Consider the following 17864-nt stretch of genomic DNA (forward strand, 5'->3'; position numbering starts at 1 on the left):
CGATGCCGCCGACTATCTTGATCTGCGACCCGAGCGCGCCACAGCCGGTTCCTTGACGAACACGAGGGCCATCATCCGCCATCCGGCTGGTGTGCGCAGCATCAACGCCCGATCGGTCCACTCGCTGCCGTCGCGGGCACGGAACGACCAGCGTGCGACGCCGATATCACCGCGCGCGTCGATCACTCGGCTCGTCTCGATGACGGCGTTGCCGGGTGACGTGGCGCGCCGGTCGAGATAGCGCGCCTGCCACTCGGCGAGCGTTGCCGCGACCAATTCACCGTCCTCGACCGTCATCACCAATGCACGCTGGTCGATGCTCGCGGCGAGCAGGTCGGTATCCCATGCCCGGTCCGACGCAAGCTTGGTATCGATCACCGCGCTCACCGCGGCGCGCGATGCCGGAATGTCCCGAGCGTCGGCCTGACACAATTTGCCGATCACCCGCCAGCTGTCGGCGATCCTTGCCAGCAACAGATAGTCGGTGAAAATCTTGTCGCCGCGCACCGCGGCAACGCGTGCGAGCGCGGTATCGGTACCCTGATCGAGCCAGTCGATCCTGGTCGAGTTCGGCCCGGCCGCGGGCGTTTCGGTGCGCATCCGCGTTTTCCATTGCGCCTGGTACGTCGCGCGGATCGCACCGTCGCGGATGCAGTACATGATCGCGCTCGGCTGAAACGCCCGAGCGAGCATCGCTGGATCGTTACGCGCGATCGCCTCACCATAAGCGGCAATTGCGGCTTGCGGTGTCGGGTTGGCGGCCGCGAGCGCCGCGGCAAGAACGATCATCGACATCATGGCCTCCTGGAATGACCATCACGTCCTAACCCTGCCGGAACTCGTCTAAAATTCAGAAGATCGCAGCGCTTCGTTCACCAGAGACGAATGGTTGAGCATCAGTTCTTCAACCGATATCCGGTCCGGAAAATCCATGTGATCACCGCCAGGCACAGCAGCATGAACCCGCCGGTCGCGGCCAGGCTGATCCCGACCGGCACGTCGCCCTTGTCGAAGAAGCTCCAGCGGAATCCGCTGACCAGATAGACGACCGGATTGAACAGACTGAACGTGCGCCACGGATCGGGCAGCTTGCTGATCGAATAGAAGGCGCCGCCCAGGAAGGTCAGCGGCGTGATCAGCAAAGCGGGCACGAAGTTCAGTTGCTCGAACCCCTTTGCCCATACGCCGATGATGAAGCCGAACAGGCTGAAGGTGATGCTGGTCAACAGCAGGAACGCGACCATCGCGAAGGGGTGATGGATCGGGATCGGCACGAACAAGGCGGCCGTCGCCAGGATGATCAGCCCGAGCACGACCGACTTGGTCGCAGCGGCGCCGACATAGCCGATCACCATCTCCATCGAGTTGATCGGAGCCGAGAGCAGTTCGAAAATCGTGCCGGTGAATTTAGGGAAGTAGATACCGATGGAGGCGTTGCTGATGCTCTGCGTCAGCAGCGACATCATGATCAGCCCCGGCACGATGAAGCTGCCATAGGCAATGCCGTCGACTTCCTTGATCTGCGATCCGAGCGCGCCGCCGAACACGACGAAATAGAGGCTGGTGGTGATCACCGGGGTGACCAGGCTCTGCCACAAGGTGCGCAGCGCGCGCGCCATCTCGAACTTGTAGATGGCCAGGATACCGTGGACGTTCATCGGGAAATCCTCCCCGCTTGCGGGGAGGGGGACCATCGCGCAGCGATGGTGGAGGGGGTGTGCAGCGATGGATTCGCGAGGGGAGAACCCCCTCCACCAAGCCGCTGCGCGTCTTGCGTTGGGGCGAGATCGTGTCCCCCGGACACGATCTTGGTTCGCCGGGGGCGAACCAAAGCCCCAACGCCCTCCCCGTGAACGGGGAGGATTTGATTGGTGCTCACTTCGGGCCCTCCTTGACCAGATCGACGAAGATGTCTTCCAGGCTCGATTTCGACGTCTCGAGATCCTTGAAGCCGATATTGAGGTCGGCGAGTTTGCGCAGCAGCGACGGAATGCCCGTCCGCTCGGCCTGCGCGTCGAACACGTAGCGCAATGTCTTGCCCTCATTCTCCAGGCTGAGATCCCAATCGCCCAGCTCGCCCGGGATCGTGCTCATCGCCTCGTTGAGCGCGATGTCGAGTTCGCGCTTGCCAAGCTTCTTCATCAGCGCGGCTTTCTCGTCGACCACCAGCAATTTGCCGCCCGAGATCACGCCGACGCGATCGGCCATTTCCTCGGCTTCCTCGATATAGTGCGTGGTCAGGATGATCGTGGTGCCCTTTTCGCGCAGGCGATGGACCAGCTTCCACATGTCGCGGCGCAGTTCGACGTCGACGCCGGCGGTCGGCTCGTCGAGGAACAGGATGTCGGGTTCGTGGGCGAGCGCCTTGGCGATCAGTACGCGGCGTTTCATGCCGCCCGACAATTCCATGATCTTGGCCTTGCGCTTGTCGTAGAGCGACAGGTCCTTGAGTACCTCGTCGATATGGCCGGATTTCTGTGGGTGGCCGAACAGGCCGCGGCTGAAGCGGCAGGTCGATTCGACCGTCTCGAACATATCGGTCGCGAGTTCCTGCGGCACCAGGCCGATCTGCCGGCGCGCGCGCTTGGGCTGGCCGATCGCGTCGAAGCCGCCGACCGTGATCGTCCCGGTCGACGGCGTGACGATGCCGCAGATGATGCTGATCAAGGTCGTCTTGCCGGCACCATTCGGGCCGAGCAGCGCGAAAATCTCGCCCTTGTTGATGTCGAGGTCGACGGCGTGGAGCGCGTGGACGCCCGAGGCATAGGTCTTTGAAACGCCGCGGACGCTCAGGATCGGTTCGGTCATGCAATTCCCCTAGAAACGGGGAAATGGGGCGGGGCGGTCGCGGGTGCAACCGCTCCCGCGCGGCTTATTTCGTCCGCGCCGCCGCGACCGCCGCCTGCATCGTCTCGAGCGGCTGCAAGCCCGACAGCACCTTGTCGCCGATCACCCAGGTAGGTGTGCCCGACATGCCGAGTGGCGCGACCATCGCCAGGTTGTTCTCGATAGCGCGACCGACGTCCGGCGCTTTCGCCGCTTCCTTGACCGCCGCCGGGTCGAGCCCTGCGGTGCGCAAGGCCGCGTCCATGCTCGCGTCGCTCAACGGGCCACCGGCATAAAGCGCATCGTGCAGCAGGCGATATTTGCCTTGTTTGGCGGCGACCACGGCATAGCGCGCCGCGACCTTGCTTTCCTCGCTCAACACGGGAAGTTCGCGGAACACGATCTTCACCTTGGGATCGCTCGCGACCAATTTGTCGAGGATCGGTAGGCTGGCGCGGCAATAGCCGCAATTATAGTCGAGATATTCGACCACCGTGACGTCGCCATTGGGATTGCCGGACCAGGCGCTGCCCAGAGCAGGGAAGATGCGATCGCGGTTGGCGGCGATGAAAGAGCCGGTCTGCCGCGATTGCTCGGCCGCCTCGCGCTCCCGCAATTTCTGCATCGCTTCGGGCAGCACTTCGGGATGGGAGAGGAGATACTCACGGATTTCGGCGCCATCGGTCGGCCGTTGCACCAGCCAGGTGGCGCCGGCGCCAAGCAAGGCGGCGGCGACCGCGACCAGCGGCAGCGCGAAGCGCGACGACAGGAAATCGCTCATCGCTTGCGCTTCTTCTGGTCGAGTTCGTTCTGTCCGGTCATAGCGATGTCCTGGGCGCGGATCCAGTCCGAGCTGTTGGGCGGGAGGTTGGCCATCGCGGCGCGGGCGCTCATCACGGCACGCGCGGTTGCGCCAGTCAGGCTCGCTTGCTCGGCGGCGGCCAAAGAGGCGCGGGCGGTATCGCCGGTCAGCTCATAGGCGGTGCCCAGCTGATACCATCCGAACGGATTGTCGTCGTCCTTGTTGGTCGCGATCTTGAGCACGCGGATCGCCTCGGGATAATTGGCCTTGTTCTCCGTCGCGATCAGCGCATGGCCATAAGTGGTGGCGATCAGCGGGCTGTAGCGGGTCAGCTCGGTCGCTTCCTTCAACGGCGCGAGTGCGTCGGCGGGCTGGCCGGCTTCGAGCAGGATCTGGCCACGAATTTCGAGGAAATAGGGATCGTCGGGCTTCAGCTTGACCAGTGCGCGCGTCTCGGCATCGGCTTTGTCGGGATAGCCCGCTTTGTGCCAGGCATAAGCGCGGGCGTAATGCGCGTAGATCGACTGGTCGCTCTCGGGATATTTGTTGAGCGTCGACGCATAGGGCGAGACATAGCCATAGAGCTTCGCCTTGATCCGCTTGAACCGCTCGTCGAGCGCGGTGTCGGGCGGATTGTTCCAGGCGGGGGACGCCTTCACGTCGGCATATAGCGTGTTGATGCGTTCGTTCGACAGCGGGTGGGTCTGCGCATACGGATCGATATTCTGCAGGCCGTAGCGATATTCCTCATTGGCCAGCTTCTTGAAGAAGCTGATCATGCCCTTGCCGCTGACGTTGCCCTCGCGCAGGAACTTGGCGCCGGTGGCGTCGGCAGTGGCTTCCTGGACGCGGGTGAAGGATAGGAACTTGCCCATCGCGGCCTGCTGGCCGGCGGCCATGATGCCGGCGCCGGCATCGCCTGCGCCCGCCGCCATCGCCGCGATGCCGAGCACCAGGCTGAGCAGCGAAATGCCCATGGCAGGCTTGGCGCCGGCATCGGCCAGCACGACATGGCCGTCGGCGATATGGCCAAGCTCGTGCGCGATGACGCCCTGCACCTCGTTGGCATTGTCCGCCGCCTGGATCAGGCCCGAATGGATATAGACGATCTGCCCGCCCGCGACGAAGGCATTGATCGAATCGTCCTGTATCAGCACGACCTGGACGTTGGCCGGGGACAGACCGGCGGCGACGATCATCGGCCGCGACATGTCCTTGAACAGGGATTCGGTCTCGGCATCGCGCAGGATGCCCTGCGCATAAGCCGGCTGCGCCCAGAGAAGGATTGCCGTCGCGAACAGCGCGATCAATCGCCTCATCGTCCGGTCATCCGTTCGGGTCCCATTGGGCGCATGCGGCCGGCCCCTGCGCCGGGACGGGTGAACCCGTCCTGAAGCGCGAGGGACCGGCCCGTGCGATCATGCGCCGAAAGTGCGCTGCCACCAGCCACGGCGCGGCGAGCCGTCACCGTCGGTGTCGTCAGCGGCATCATCGGCCGGTGCTGCGCCGTCGGCATCGGCCGCCATCGGCGTCTTGTCGGCGTCGTTGGCCGCCGCAGGCGAGGGGGTCGGTGCGTCCGATTCGGTCGCGGCGTCGGCCGGCGCGGCCTTCTTGCGGCTGCGCTTCGGCTTGGCCGCGGGTTCCGCCAGCTCGATCGACGGAGATGCCGCCGCCGCCTCTGCCGCCGCGGGCATTTCGGCCGGGACGGGTTCTGCATTGGCTGCTTCCGCTTCAACCGGCGCGGCTTTTTTGCGGCTGCGCTTGGGCTTGGCCGCCGGCTCTGCTGCTACGAGCTCGGGTTCCGGCGCGGGGGCCGCTTCGGCCACCGGTGCTGCAGCGGTTTCCTCGGCGATCCGCGCCTTGGGGCGACGGCGCGTGCGCTTGGGCGCGGCCTCCGCTTCGGGCGCTACGTCGGGCTCAACCGCCACAGGCACGTCGGGATTGGCGTGCGTCGCGATCACCGCACCGGCATCGCCGGCATCGGCTTCCCCGGCGTCGACGATAGCGTCGGTCGGCCCTTCGGTGCGACGTCCGCCGCGACGGCCGCGACGGCGGCGACGGCCGCGCGTTTCGCCTTCGCCTTCGGTCTCACCGGCAGCGGCGTATTCGACGGCTTCTGCCTCTTCGCCATCGCTCTCGGCGTCGCCCTCTTCGCGCGGTTGCTGCGTGGCGACATCCTCACCGCCTTCGTCACGGCCACGACCGCGGCGGCCACGGCGGCGACGGCGGCGCTTGCGGCCGGCATCGCTGTCGTCGTCCGAGCGTTCGCGCGGTTCGCCACGCTCAGCACGCTCCGTCCGCTCTTCCTCGGCTTCTTCTTCCTCGTCGAGATCCTCCTCGACGAAATCGTCTTCTTCCTCTTCCTCGATCAGCGCTTCGAAGCGCGGCGCGTGGACCGGCGGCGGACCCGACGCCTCGACCGTCATCCGCGCGCCCTCGGTCTCGCCATCGGACAGGATGACGACCTGGACGCCATAGCGATCCTCGATCTCGGCGATGTCCGCACGCTTCTTGTTGAGCACGTAGAACGCCGCTTCCTGCGATGCGCGCAAGGTGATCTGCGAGCCGCGGCCGCGCGCGGCCTCATCCTCGATCATGCGCAGCGCCGACAGGCCGGCCGACGAGGCGGTGCGGACCAGGCCGGTGCCTTCGCAATGCGGACACTGACGAGTGGAGGCTTCGAGCACGCCGGTGCGCAGGCGCTGGCGGCTCATCTCCATCAGGCCGAAGCTCGAAATCCGGCCGACCTGGATGCGGGCGCGATCGTTCTTCAGCGCCTCCTTCATCGCCTTCTCGACCTTCCGGACGTTGGAGCCATTGTCCATGTCGATAAAGTCGATGACGACCAGCCCCGCCATGTCGCGCAGGCGCAACTGGCGCGCGATTTCCTGCGCGGCCTCGAGGTTGGTCGCGGTCGCGGTCTGCTCGATATTGTGCTCGCGCGTCGAACGGCCCGAGTTGATGTCGATCGAGACGAGCGCTTCGGTCGGGTTGATGACCAGATAGCCGCCCGACTTGAGCTGCACCACCGGATGGTACATCGCCGACAGCTGATCCTCGACCCCGGCGCGCTGGAACAGCGGTACCGGGTCCGAATAATGTTTCACGCGACGGGCATGGCTCGGCATCAGGAGCTTCATGAACTCCTTGGCCTGACGATAGCCGTCATCGCCCTCGACAATCACCTCGTCGATGTCCTTGTTGTAGATGTCGCGGATCGCCCGCTTCATCAGGTCGCTGTCGCCATAGACGAGCGCCGGTGCCGCCGAGGCGAGCGTGGTCTCGCGGATCCCATCCCACAGCCGGGCGAGGTAATCGAAGTCGCGCTTGATCTCGACCTTGGTGCGTTGGAGCCCCGCGGTGCGGACGATGCAGCCCATCGACGGCGGCAGCTTGAGCTCCGCCATGATCGTCTTGAGCCGCTTGCGGTCGGCGGCGTTGGAAATCTTCCGCGAGATGCCGCCGCCATGCGACGTATTGGGCATCAGCACGCAATAGCGGCCGGCGAGCGACAGATAGGTGGTCAGCGCCGCGCCCTTATTGCCGCGCTCTTCCTTGACGACCTGGACCAGCAGCACCTGACGGCGCCGGATCACGTCCTGGATCTTGTAGCGGCGGCGCAGGTTCATGCGGCGCTGGCGCAGCGCCTCGACCTGATCCTCCGACCCATTGTCCTTGCGGCCACGGCGGCGACCGCCACCGCTGCTTTCCTGCTCGGCGGCGACGTCCTCGTCGGGCGCGCCGTCATCGTCGAGCCGCTCGATCTCTTCTTCCGAAGGCTCGTGATCGTCGTGCTCGTCATCCTCGGCGTCGAGCTCGGCGCGCAGTGCGGCTTCCTCGGCGGCGTGCTCGGCTTCCTCGCGGAGGAGCGCGTCACGATCCTCCTTGGGGATCTGATAGTAATCGGGGTGGATTTCCGAAAAGGCCAGGAAGCCATGGCGGTTGCCGCCGTAATCGACGAACGCCGCCTGGAGCGACGGTTCGACGCGGGTAACCTTGGCTAGATAGATATTGCCTTTGAGCTGCTTGCGCTCGGCACTTTCGAAATCAAACTCCTCGATGCGGTTCCCTTTGACGACCGCCACCCGGGTTTCCTCCCGGTGGCGTGCGTCGATCAACATACGCATGGTCATTATTTTCTCTCCGGGCGCGCCGGACCTTCGATAAGGGTAGGGGCGCGCCAATAAGTCGCGCGGCGTCGGTGGACGGATTGTCGATCCGTGACCGGCCGGTGCGGGATGGTGGATGTGCGTCTGTTCGCTGCGCACGCCCGGGCATCACGGCCGGGGCACCCGCGCCAACGCGCTCGCCGGCGATGGCCGGGTCGAGCACTAGGCGAGGGAAATGCAGCATGCGAACGTCAACCTGATGGACCGCCTGCCGATGAACGCCGGGGCGGCCGTGGGGCCGGCGACTTCCGGACAAATCATTGTCGCGGTGCCGGTTACGATTCAGGTAGCACCTGCCATCGTCCGCTTCAACTGGCAGGTTTCTGCCGATCATGTCGGCAAAAACGTGCCGAACGACGGATTAACCCTGTCGTTTCACCGAGCCTGAGTAAGCGGCGCGGTAACCCCGTTTCAGAAGAGCGAGTAAAAGGGGTTCTTCCAGATGGTTTTTCGCTGGACCGGTTACCGGCCCGCGCGCCATTACGTGCGTGTGTCGTTCATTCTTGCCATGTTGGCCCTGTGGCTCGGCGGCAGCCCCGCTTGGGCAGCGACGATCCAGCGCGTGGACGTCAGGGATGACTCCATCGTGGTCACGTTCGACCAGAAGGTCGCCGACGCCTCGAGTTTCCTGCTGGTCGCGCCCAAGCGTGTCGCGCTCGACATCGCGGACGCCGCGCCGGGCGGAGCCGTTGCCACCGGCGGGTTGGTCGATGCGGTGCGCGAGGGCGCGCGCGACGGCGGCGCCCGCGTCGTGTTCGACCTGACTCGCCCGGCCGTGGTCACCGATGGCTCGTTCGGTGCCGATGGCCGCGTGCTGACCTTGCAACTCCGCACCACCGACGATGCCGGCTTCGCGCGCGCCGCGGCGGCCGGTCGGATGAGCTTCCTGCCGCCGTTCAACCTGCCCGACACCGTCAGCAGCAGCGCGCGCTATTCGGTTTCGGTGCCCGTGCCGGCTGCGAGCAAGACGCTGGCACTGCCGCGGATCGACGGCGATGCCGGCCGTCCGCTGGTGGTGATCGACGCCGGCCATGGCGGGTTCGATCCCGGCGCGATCTCGCCGACCAGCGGGATCAAGGAAAAGGACGTGACGTTGCGCATCGCCAGGGCGATCCGCGACGAATTGCTCAAATCGGGCCGAGTGCGGGTGGCGTTGACGCGTGATGACGACCGTTTCCTGGTGCTGCAGGAACGCTATGGCGTGGCGCGCAAACTCAAGGCCGATCTGTTCATCTCGATCCATTGCGACAGCGTCGGGGCGGGCGATGCCTCGGGTGCCTCGGTCTATACCCTGTCCGAAGTCGCGTCTGACAAGGAAGCCGCCCGGCTGGCGGCGCGCGAGAACAAGGCCGACGTCATCGCCGGTGTCGATCTGGGCAGCGAGAATGCCGACGTCTCGTCGATCCTGATCGATCTTACCCAGCGCGAGACGATGAACGCCTCGGCCGCGTTCGCGCGCTTGCTCGGCCGCGAAGCCGAACCGAACATCCCGCTGCGCCCCGGCTTTCACAAATTCGCATCGCTGATGGTCCTGAAGGCGCCGGATATGCCGTCTGTATTGTTCGAGACGGGCTACATCTCGAACCCGAAAGACGCGGCTTTCCTGGACTCTCCGGAGGGTCGCAAGCGTATCGCGCAAAGCGTCGAACGCGCGGTACAAGTGAATTTCGCCAGAAAGCTTGCGTCGAATTGATGCGGTGCTTTTGGTTTCAGCAGAGCTGAAACGGTTGCGGCACCAGCCCGCTCCCCCACCCGGCCGCCCAACAAGGTATTCTATGGGTGGCCGGGTGGGGGAGCGGGCTGGTGCCGCGAAAATCAAACTAGGGCGCTGGCAAGAGCCGCCGGACCTGCTAAGGCCCGGACGATTATGGCGGCGGACAGTTCGGACTCGGTCAATTTTCGGATCAAGCGAGAGGCTGGCGGCGTCGCCGGCTTCATGCGCGGCGCGTGGCAGCGCTGGTGGGTCAAGGCATTGGTCGTCCTGGCGGCGCTTTGGGGCATCGCCTGGTTCCTGATCTGGCTGTTCGTCGCGCGCGATCTGCCGTCGGTCGATCGGCTCAAGGCCTATGAACCCGATCTGCCGTCGAACGTCCGCGATACCAATGGCATGCCAGTCTTCAGCTTCGCGCGCGAACATCGCGTCCAGCTGAAGTTCGACGAATATCCCAAGCTGTTGGTCGCAGCCTATCTGTCGGCCGAAGACAAGACCTTCTTCTCGCATCACGGCGTCGATTATCCCGGCATCGTCTCGGCGATGATCGACAATATGCGTAGCAAGCGTTCGCGCGGCGCCTCGACGATCACGCAGCAGGTCGCCAAGAACCTGCTGGTCGGCAACGAGCACAGCTATACGCGCAAGCTCAAGGAAGCGATCCTCGCTTACCGCATCGAGGATACGCTGACCAAGCAGCAGATCCTGGAAATCTATCTCAACACGATCTTCCTCGGCCGCAACGCTTATGGCGTGCAAGCGGCGTCGCGCGCTTATTTCGACAAGGACCTCGACCAGCTCACCATCCCGCAATTCGCCTATCTGGCGATCCTGCCCAAGGCGCCGTCGGGCTACGATCCCGATCGCCAGACCGAGCGTGCGACCGCGCGGCGCAATTGGGTGTTGGGGGAGATGCAGGCCAATGGGTACATCAACCAGCAGCAGCATGATTGGGCGGTCGCGCAGCCGCTCGGCACGGTCAACAAGCGCACCGTCCAGTTCGAATCGGCGTCGGGCTATTTCATCGAGGAAGTCCGCCGCCAGTTGATGGACAAGTTTGGCGAGGCCTCCGAAGCCGGCCGCAATCCGTTCAGCGTCTATGGCGGTGGTCTGTGGGTGCGGACGTCGTTCGATCCCAAGCAGCAGGCGCTGGCGCAGAAAGCGTTGCGCGACGGCTTGCTGCGCTATGACGGCAATCGCGGCTGGACCGGGCCGCTCGGCCATGTCGACGTGTCGCAGAACTGGCTCAACGCGCTGCTCGCGAGCAATATCGCGCTCGATTACGAGGATTGGCGCGCGGCGGTCGTGATCGACGAGAGCGGCGATTTCACGCTCGGCTTCTCGAACGGTGCGACCGGCACGCTGCCGCGCGGGGCCGCGTCGATGCCGATCCGCGGTGGCGGCGGACCGGCGTCGAGCGCGATCAAAGCCGGCGACATCATCGCGGTGGCGCCGTCGGGCAGTTCTTATGTGCTCAAGACCCTGCCCAAGGTGTCGGGCGGCTTCGTCGTTGAAGAACCGGCGACCGGCCGGGTGCTTGCCATGCAGGGCGGCTTCGACAACCGCGTCCAGTCGTTCAACCGCGCGACGCAAGCGCTGCGCCAGCCGGGCTCGACGATCAAGCCGATCGTCTACACCGCGGGCCTCGAACATGGCCTGACCCCGTCCTCGATCATTCAGGACGGCCCTTATTGCGTGAACCAGGGCACGCAATATTCGAAATGCTTCCGTAATTTCGGCGGCGCCGGGGGTTCGGGATCGCACACGATGCGTTGGGGCCTCGAGCAATCGCGCAACCTGATGACGGTGCGCGTCGCGGCGCAGACCGGCATGCCCAACGTCGTCAAGTTGATGGACGAAATCGGCGTCGGCAAATATCCGCCTTATCTGGCGTTCTCGCTCGGCGCGGGCGAAACCACCGTGCAGCGCATGGTCAATGCCTATTCGATCCTGGAGAACAATGGCCGCGGCCACGCGCCGACCTTGGTCGATTACGTCCAGGATCGTCGTGGCAACGTGATCTGGCCGGAAAATTGGCGTGCCTGCGATCGCTGCAATGCGCCCGACTGGAACGGCAAGCCGATGCCGCGTCCGGTGGTCAAGCTGAAGCAAGTGGTCGATCCGCTGAGCGCGTTCCAGATGGTGCATATCGCCGAAGGCGTGGTCCAGCGCGGCACCGCGACGATCCTGCGCGACCTCGATCGCCCGATGTTCGGCAAGACCGGTACCAATTCGGGCCCGACCGACGTGTGGTTCATCGGCGGCACGCCGCAGATGATCGCGGGCGTCTATCTCGGCTATGACAAACCGAGCGGCCTGGGCGGCTATGCCCAGGGCGGAACCGTGTCGGCGCCGATCTTCAAGGAGTGGGCGGTCAAGGCCTATGAAGGCCTGCCCAAGATGCCGTTCCGCGCACCGCCGGGGATCCGCATGGTCCGCGTCGACCGCCTTTCCGGCAAGCCAGTCTTCGGGGCGTGGCCGTCGCCTGGTGGCGATCCCAAGGCGCAAGTGATCTGGGAAGCGTTCAAGCCCGAGAGCGAAACGCGTCGCTCGCCGATCCGCCGCGACTTGCCGACGCCGACCGCCACCAAGGCAGTGCCGCAGGAATCCAAACCCAAGGAATCGAGCGGCGATCGCGATTTCTTGCAACGGCAGGGCGGTATCTACTAGGGGGCGTCACCCCGGCGAAGGCCGGGGCCGCTGGCGGCAAAGGACCGATCTTCTTACGTAACGGCCCCGGCCTTCGCCGGGGCGACGAACTAGAATTTGGAGTTACCGATGCGCGCCGAAGCGCAATCGCATGTCGATACGATCAATGATGCGCTCAGCCTGTTGCGCCGGTTCCTCGATTGGGACCGCGCGCTGCGGCGGCTCGACGAACTCAACGCGCGCGTCGAGGATCAGAGCCTGTGGGAAAATCCCAAGGCGGCGCAGGACGTGATGCGCGAGCGCCGTCGTCTCGACGAGGCGATCGCCGCGACGCGCGCGATCGAAAGCGAATTGAGCGACAATGTCGAACTCGTCGAGATGGCCGAGGCCGAAGGCGATTCCGATATGGAAAGTCAGGCGGTCGAAGCGCTGGCCGAACTCGCGACACGCGCCGAAGCAGACAAGGTCAAGGCGCTGCTCGCGGGCGAGGCCGACGCCAACGACACCTATATCGAAATCAATGCCGGCGCCGGCGGCACCGAGAGCCAGGATTGGGCCGAGATGCTCCAGCGCATGTATTCGCGCTGGGCCGAACGTCACGGCATGAAGGTCGAACTGGTCGACTATCATGCCGGCGAACAAGCGGGCATCAAGTCGGCGACGTTGCTGCTCAAGGGCGAGAATGCCTATGGCTATGCCAAGACCGAAAGCGGCGTCCACCGCCTGGTCCGGATCAGCCCCTATGACAGCGCGGCGCGGCGCCACACCAGCTTTTCCAGCGTGTGGGTCTATCCGGTGATCGACGATTCGATCGATATCGAGATCAACGAAAGCGAACTGCGCATCGATACCTATCGCTCGTCTGGCGCGGGCGGCCAGCACATCAACACGACCGATTCGGCGGTGCGCATCACCCACTTGCCGACCGGAATCGTCGTCGCCTGTCAGAACCAGCGCAGCCAGCACAAGAACAAGGCCGAGGCCTATAACCAGCTGCGCGCGCGCCTCTACGAGCATGAACTCAGGAAGCGCGAGGAAGAAGCCAACGCGGTCAACGCGACCAAGACCGATATCGGCTGGGGCCACCAGATCCGCAGCTACGTGCTGCAACCCTATCAGCTGGTGAAGGACCTGCGCACCGGCGTGACCTCGACCAGCCCCTCCGATGTGCTTGACGGCGATCTCGACGCCTTCATGGCGGCCGCGCTTTCGCAGCGCGTGACCGGAGAGACGGTCGAGGTAGAGGACGTCGAGTGATGCGGTGGTCGGGCGCGCTGATCGTCGGCTTGCTGATGCTCGCCGCCTGTGACGGCGGCCCGCCGGTCATCCGTAACCAACAGGACAATGTCGGTCCGTTCCCCGCCGCCGACCGCCCGGTCGCGCGCATCATCTCACCGCGCTGGTCGACCGAAGAAGCGCGCGATCGCCTCAACGAAGCGGGCGAGGTGATGAACAAGGCGGGCATCGCCAAGGGCATGACCGTCGCCGATATCGGCGCGGGCGAGGGTTATTACACGATCCGCCTGGCCAGCCGCGTCGGCAAGGACGGCCGCGTGCTGGCGGAGGACATCGTGCCGGAGGTGCGCGATGCGCTGGCCGAGCGCGTCGCACGCGACCGGCTCGACACTGTCAGCGTGCGGCTGGGCGAACCGGCCAATCCCAAATTGCCCGACAACAGCTTCGACCGCATCCTGATGGTGCACATGTACCATGAGATCGAGCAGCCTTACGAATTCCTCTGGCGGATGCGCCCGTCGCTCAAGCCGAACGGCGAAGTGATCGTCGTCGACGCCAATCGCCGCACCGAAAATCACGGCACGCCGCCCAAATTGCTCGAATGCGAATTCGCCGCTGTCGGCTACAAGCTCGTTTCGTTCGACGAGATGCCCTCGGCGGGCGGCTATCTCGCACGGTTCCAGGCGGTAGGGCCTCGCCCTGAACCCAAGGACATCCGCGCCTGCCGGCTGGTGCCGACGCCGGCCCCGACGCCGCCCGCGTCCTGACCGCATCCGAATAGCGGGGCGTTTTCCACAATTCGATACATGCTCGGCTTGGCGGCGCGCGCGGTGCGGAGTAAGCCATCATCATGCGGCAATATCTCGACCTGATGCAGCGCGCGCTCGATCATGGCGCCGAGCAGATGGATCGCACCGGGACCGGTACGCGATCGGTGTTCGGGCACCAGATGCGCTTCGACCTGGCGCAGGGCTTTCCGGTGCTGACCACCAAGAAGCTGCACCTGCGGTCGATCATCGTCGAATTGCTGTGGTTCCTGCGCGGCGACACAAACGTCCAATGGCTGCGCGACCGCAAGGTGAGCATCTGGGACGAATGGGCCGATGAGAATGGCGATCTCGGTCCCGTCTATGGCAAGCAATGGCGCGACTGGGCGACCGCCGAGGGCGGGCATGTCGACCAGATCGCCGAACTGATCGAGACGCTGAAGATCAATCCCGCCAGCCGCCGCATGGTGGTGAGCGCGTGGAACCCCGGCGAGCTCCACGCCATGGCGCTGGCGCCCTGCCATTGCCTGTTCCAATGCTATGTCGCCAACGGCAAATTGAGCCTGCAGCTCTATCAGCGCTCGGCCGACATCTTCCTCGGCGTGCCGTTCAACATCGCGAGCTATGCGCTTCTCACCCATATGCTCGCGCAGCAAGCGGGGCTCGACGTCGGCGAGTTCGTCTGGACCGGCGGCGATTGCCACCTTTATTCGAACCATCTCGACCAAGCGCGCGAGCAATTGGGGCGCGAGCCGGGGCCGCTGCCCAAGCTCGAGATCCTGCGCAAGCCGCCCTCGATCGACGCTTATGAATATGAGGATTTCCAACTCGTCGGCTACGAAGCGCAGGCGCATATCAAGGCGCCAGTGGCGGTTTGATACTCCCCTCCCGCTTGCGGGAGGGGCTGGGGGAGGGCATGTCCGCTCCCGTGCTGACGATAAACAGACCCTCCCCTAGCCCCTCCCGCAAGCGGGAGGGGAATACGTGATCTCCTTCCACCTCGCGCGCGCCGATAACGGCGTGATCGGCCGTGACGGGCGGCTGCCCTGGCATCTGCCGGCCGACCTCAAGCGCTTCAAGGCACAGACGATCGGGCGCCCGATGATCATGGGCCGCAAGACGTTCGAGAGTTTTCCGTCGCCGCTGCCCGGCCGTCGCCACATCGTGCTGACGCGCGATCGTGCCTGGACGGCGGCAGGAGCGGAAGTCGCGCATTCGGTCGAGGAAGCGATGGCGCTGGCGGGTGAGGATGTTGCGGTGATCGGTGGGTCGGAGGTTTTTGCGTTGTTGCTCGACCGTGCCGATCAAGTGGAACTGACGGAGGTCCATGCCACGCCTGAGGGCGATGCGACGGTGCCGGCTTTCACTGGCTGGCGCGAAACTGCGCGCGAAGATCACCCGGCCGAGGGCGAGCGGCCGGCGTATAGTTTCGTGACGCTCACCAGATCCTAACCGTCACCCCGGGCTTGTCCCGGGGTCCAACGTGCCGCACATCATGGGCGGGTTGGCTCGCGGCACCTTGGATGCCGGGACGAGCCCGGCATGACGGAGGGGGTAAAGCCAGGATGCGCAAATGGCTGCTGGGGCTTGTGGCGCTGCTCGTTATCGCCGCCATCCTGTTCTTCATCCTCGCTCCCGGCATGGTCGAGAAATCGATGAACAAGGTGCAGCCGGTCGCGCTCAGGATCACGCCGCGCGCGCTGGCGTTGCAGAAGACGCTCGACGTCGCCGACATGCACGCCGATTCGCTATTGTGGAAACGCGACCTGCTGACGCGCTCCGATCGCGGCCAGGTCGACCTGCCGCGGCTGCAGGCGGGGCATTACGCGCTGCAAGTCTTCTCGTCGGTGACCAAGACGCCCAAGCACCAGAATTACGACGCCAATTCGGGCGACACCGACAATATCGCCCAGCTGGTGATCGCCGACCTGCAGCCGATGCGGACATGGAATTCGCTGCTCCAACGCTCGCTCTATCATGCCGAGAAACTCAAGCGCTTCGCCGACCGCTCGAACGGGCAATTGCGGCTGATCACCTCGCTCGCCGACCTCCAGAAGCTGATCGCCGATCGCCGCGCGGGCAGGGGCGTAGTCGGCGCGATGCTGTCGATCGAGGGACTTCAAGATCTCGAAGGCAAGATCGGCAATCTCGACAAACTCTACGCCGCCGGTTTCCGCATGGCCGGCCTCGCGCACTTCTTCGACAACGACCTCGCCGGGTCGATGCACGGTGTGAAGAAAGGCGGCCTGACCTCGCTCGGCCGGGCGGCCGTCGCGCGGATGGAAAAGCTCGGCATGGTGGTCGACATCGCGCATTCGAGCCACCAGACCGTCGCCGAAGTGATCGCGCTGGCGCGGCGTCCGATCGTGTCGAGCCATGGCGGCGTCCAGGCGACGTGCAAGGTCAACCGCAACCTGACCGACGACGAGATCCGCGGCATCGCGAGGACCGGCGGCGTGATCGGGATCGGCTATTGGGACGCCGCGATCTGCTCGAACAAGCCCGAGGATGCGGCCAAGGCGATCGCCTATGTCCGCGATCTGGTCGGGATCGACCATGTCGGACTGGGATCGGATTTCGACGGCGCGGTGACCACCGGGTTCGACGCCAGCCAGGTCGCCGCGATCACCCAAGCGTTGATCGACCGCGGTTTCTCCGACGACGACATCCGCAAGGTGATGGGCGGCAACGTCATCCGCGTGCTGACGGCGGGGATGGTGCCCGGCAAATGACGCCCCTATAGGCCCACGCCATGGAGCGGCTTTCCGGCGGCTCGACGGTGCCCGAGCGGTTTCGCGGGGGCTATGTCGCGCTCGGCAATTTCGATGGATTTCACTTGGGTCACCAGGCAGTGGTTGGCCGCGCGGTTGAGCGCGCGCGGGCAGTGGGCCGTCCCGCGATCGTCGCCACCTTCGACCCGCATCCGATGCGCTATTTCCGTCCCGACAGCCCTTGGTTCCGGCTGACCAGCATGGATCAGCGCGCGCGGCTGTTCGCGGCGGCGGGCGTGGACGCGATGTACGTGTTCGAATTCGACGCGGCGCTTGCCGGGCTCTCGGCGGAGGAATTCGTCGGTCAATGTCTGGTCGAGCATCTCGGCGTCGCCGGCGTGTCGACCGGCGAAGACTTCACCTACGGCAAGGGGCGCAGCGGCGACATCCCGCTGATGCGGCAATTGGGCGAGCGCCACGGCTTCACTGTCGATACGATCGCCCCCGTCCAGCTCGACGGCGAGACGGTGTCCTCGACGCGTATCCGCGAAGCGTTGCGCGCCGGTGATCCGCGCGAAGCGGCGCGGTTGCTTACCCGACCTTACACGATCGAGGGCGTGGTGCAGCACGGCGACAAGGTCGGGCGGACCCTGGGGTTCCCGACCGCGAATATCGACATGGCCAATTATCTGCGGCCGAAGTTTGGCATCTATGCGGTGCGCGGGCATCTGCCTGGTGGGCGCGTGGTGGAGGGCGCGGCCAATCTGGGCGTGCGGCCGAGCTTCGATCCGCCCAAGGAATTGCTTGAGCCGTATTTCTTCGATTTCTCCGGCGATCTGTATGGCCAGACGATTGAGGTCGAACTGGTCGATTTCATCCGGCCCGAGGCGAAGTTCGATAGCATGGATGCGCTGATGGCGCAGATGGCTGAGGATGTGGCGACGGCGCGGCAAATGTTGTCCCCCTCCCCGTAAGGGAGGGGTTAGGGGTGGG

At 65.0% G+C, this 17864-nt stretch carries 15 protein-coding genes; 9 read left to right on the forward strand and 6 right to left on the reverse strand.

Going from position 1 to position 17864, the window contains the following annotated elements:
* Positions 1–12 precede the first annotated feature (12 nt).
* The 6 genes from AC1DQQ_RS18740 to AC1DQQ_RS18765 all read right to left on the reverse strand — a co-directional run bounded on the left by AC1DQQ_RS18740 (position 13) and on the right by AC1DQQ_RS18765 (position 7761).
* Positions 13–795 (reverse strand): nuclear transport factor 2 family protein, encoded by a 783-nt coding sequence (locus AC1DQQ_RS18740; RefSeq protein WP_478031498.1) that lies wholly within the window; start codon positions 793–795, stop codon positions 13–15.
* Between the two features lie 101 nt (positions 796–896).
* On the reverse strand, positions 897–1658 hold the full coding sequence (locus AC1DQQ_RS18745) for an ABC transporter permease (protein ID WP_478031499.1): 762 nt from the start codon (positions 1656–1658) through the stop codon (positions 897–899).
* A 217-nt stretch (positions 1659–1875) separates the two neighbouring features.
* Positions 1876–2808: an ABC transporter ATP-binding protein gene (locus AC1DQQ_RS18750; protein WP_478031501.1), complete on the reverse strand. Its 933-nt coding sequence runs from the start codon at positions 2806–2808 to the stop codon at positions 1876–1878.
* A gap of 64 nt (positions 2809–2872) precedes the next feature.
* On the reverse strand, positions 2873–3607 hold the full coding sequence (locus AC1DQQ_RS18755) for a DsbA family protein (protein WP_478031502.1): 735 nt from the start codon (positions 3605–3607) through the stop codon (positions 2873–2875).
* Positions 3604–4947 carry a M48 family metalloprotease gene (locus AC1DQQ_RS18760; protein WP_478031503.1) on the reverse strand — a complete coding sequence of 448 codons (1344 nt, stop codon included), beginning with the start codon at positions 4945–4947 and terminating at the stop codon, positions 3604–3606. The genes AC1DQQ_RS18755 and AC1DQQ_RS18760 overlap by 4 nt, the downstream gene beginning before the upstream one ends.
* Positions 4948–5046: 99 nt before the next feature.
* The gene (locus tag AC1DQQ_RS18765; protein WP_478046287.1) at positions 5047–7761 is read right to left on the reverse strand and encodes an Rne/Rng family ribonuclease; all 2715 of its coding nucleotides are present in this window, start codon (positions 7759–7761) and stop codon (positions 5047–5049) included.
* Positions 7762–7972: 211 nt separating this feature from the next.
* Here AC1DQQ_RS18765 and AC1DQQ_RS18770 point away from each other — a divergent pair, with 211 nt between their 5' ends.
* The 9 genes from AC1DQQ_RS18770 to AC1DQQ_RS18810 all read left to right on the forward strand — a co-directional run bounded on the left by AC1DQQ_RS18770 (position 7973) and on the right by AC1DQQ_RS18810 (position 17845).
* A complete protein-coding gene (locus AC1DQQ_RS18770; protein ID WP_478046288.1) occupies positions 7973–8185 on the forward strand; it encodes a hypothetical protein in 213 nt (70 codons plus the stop codon).
* Between the two features lie 54 nt (positions 8186–8239).
* Positions 8240–9490, forward strand: a complete 1251-nt coding sequence (locus AC1DQQ_RS18775; protein ID WP_478046290.1) for an N-acetylmuramoyl-L-alanine amidase family protein — start codon at positions 8240–8242, stop codon at positions 9488–9490.
* Positions 9491–9664: 174 nt separating this feature from the next.
* Positions 9665–12178 (forward strand): penicillin-binding protein 1A, encoded by a 2514-nt coding sequence (locus AC1DQQ_RS18780; protein ID WP_478046292.1) that lies wholly within the window; start codon positions 9665–9667, stop codon positions 12176–12178.
* 108 nt (positions 12179–12286) lie between these two features.
* Entirely contained in the window at positions 12287–13414 is a 1128-nt protein-coding gene (prfB, locus tag AC1DQQ_RS18785; protein WP_478046294.1) for a peptide chain release factor 2, read from the forward strand.
* Positions 13414–14160 (forward strand): class I SAM-dependent methyltransferase, encoded by a 747-nt coding sequence (locus tag AC1DQQ_RS18790; RefSeq protein WP_478041214.1) that lies wholly within the window; start codon positions 13414–13416, stop codon positions 14158–14160. Before prfB ends, AC1DQQ_RS18790 begins: the two co-directional genes overlap by 1 nt.
* A gap of 83 nt (positions 14161–14243) precedes the next feature.
* Positions 14244–15038: a thymidylate synthase gene (locus tag AC1DQQ_RS18795; protein ID WP_478041099.1), complete on the forward strand. Its 795-nt coding sequence runs from the start codon at positions 14244–14246 to the stop codon at positions 15036–15038.
* A gap of 106 nt (positions 15039–15144) precedes the next feature.
* On the forward strand, positions 15145–15612 hold the full coding sequence (locus AC1DQQ_RS18800) for a dihydrofolate reductase (RefSeq protein ID WP_478046295.1): 468 nt from the start codon (positions 15145–15147) through the stop codon (positions 15610–15612).
* 113 nt (positions 15613–15725) lie between these two features.
* On the forward strand, positions 15726–16892 hold the full coding sequence (locus tag AC1DQQ_RS18805; RefSeq protein WP_478046297.1) for a dipeptidase: 1167 nt from the start codon (positions 15726–15728) through the stop codon (positions 16890–16892).
* Between the two features lie 20 nt (positions 16893–16912).
* Positions 16913–17845: a bifunctional riboflavin kinase/FAD synthetase gene (locus AC1DQQ_RS18810; RefSeq protein WP_478046299.1), complete on the forward strand. Its 933-nt coding sequence runs from the start codon at positions 16913–16915 to the stop codon at positions 17843–17845.
* The last annotated feature ends 19 nt before the right edge of the window (positions 17846–17864 follow it).

It is taken from the genome of Sphingomonas sp. P4_G3 (assembly GCF_056401105.1).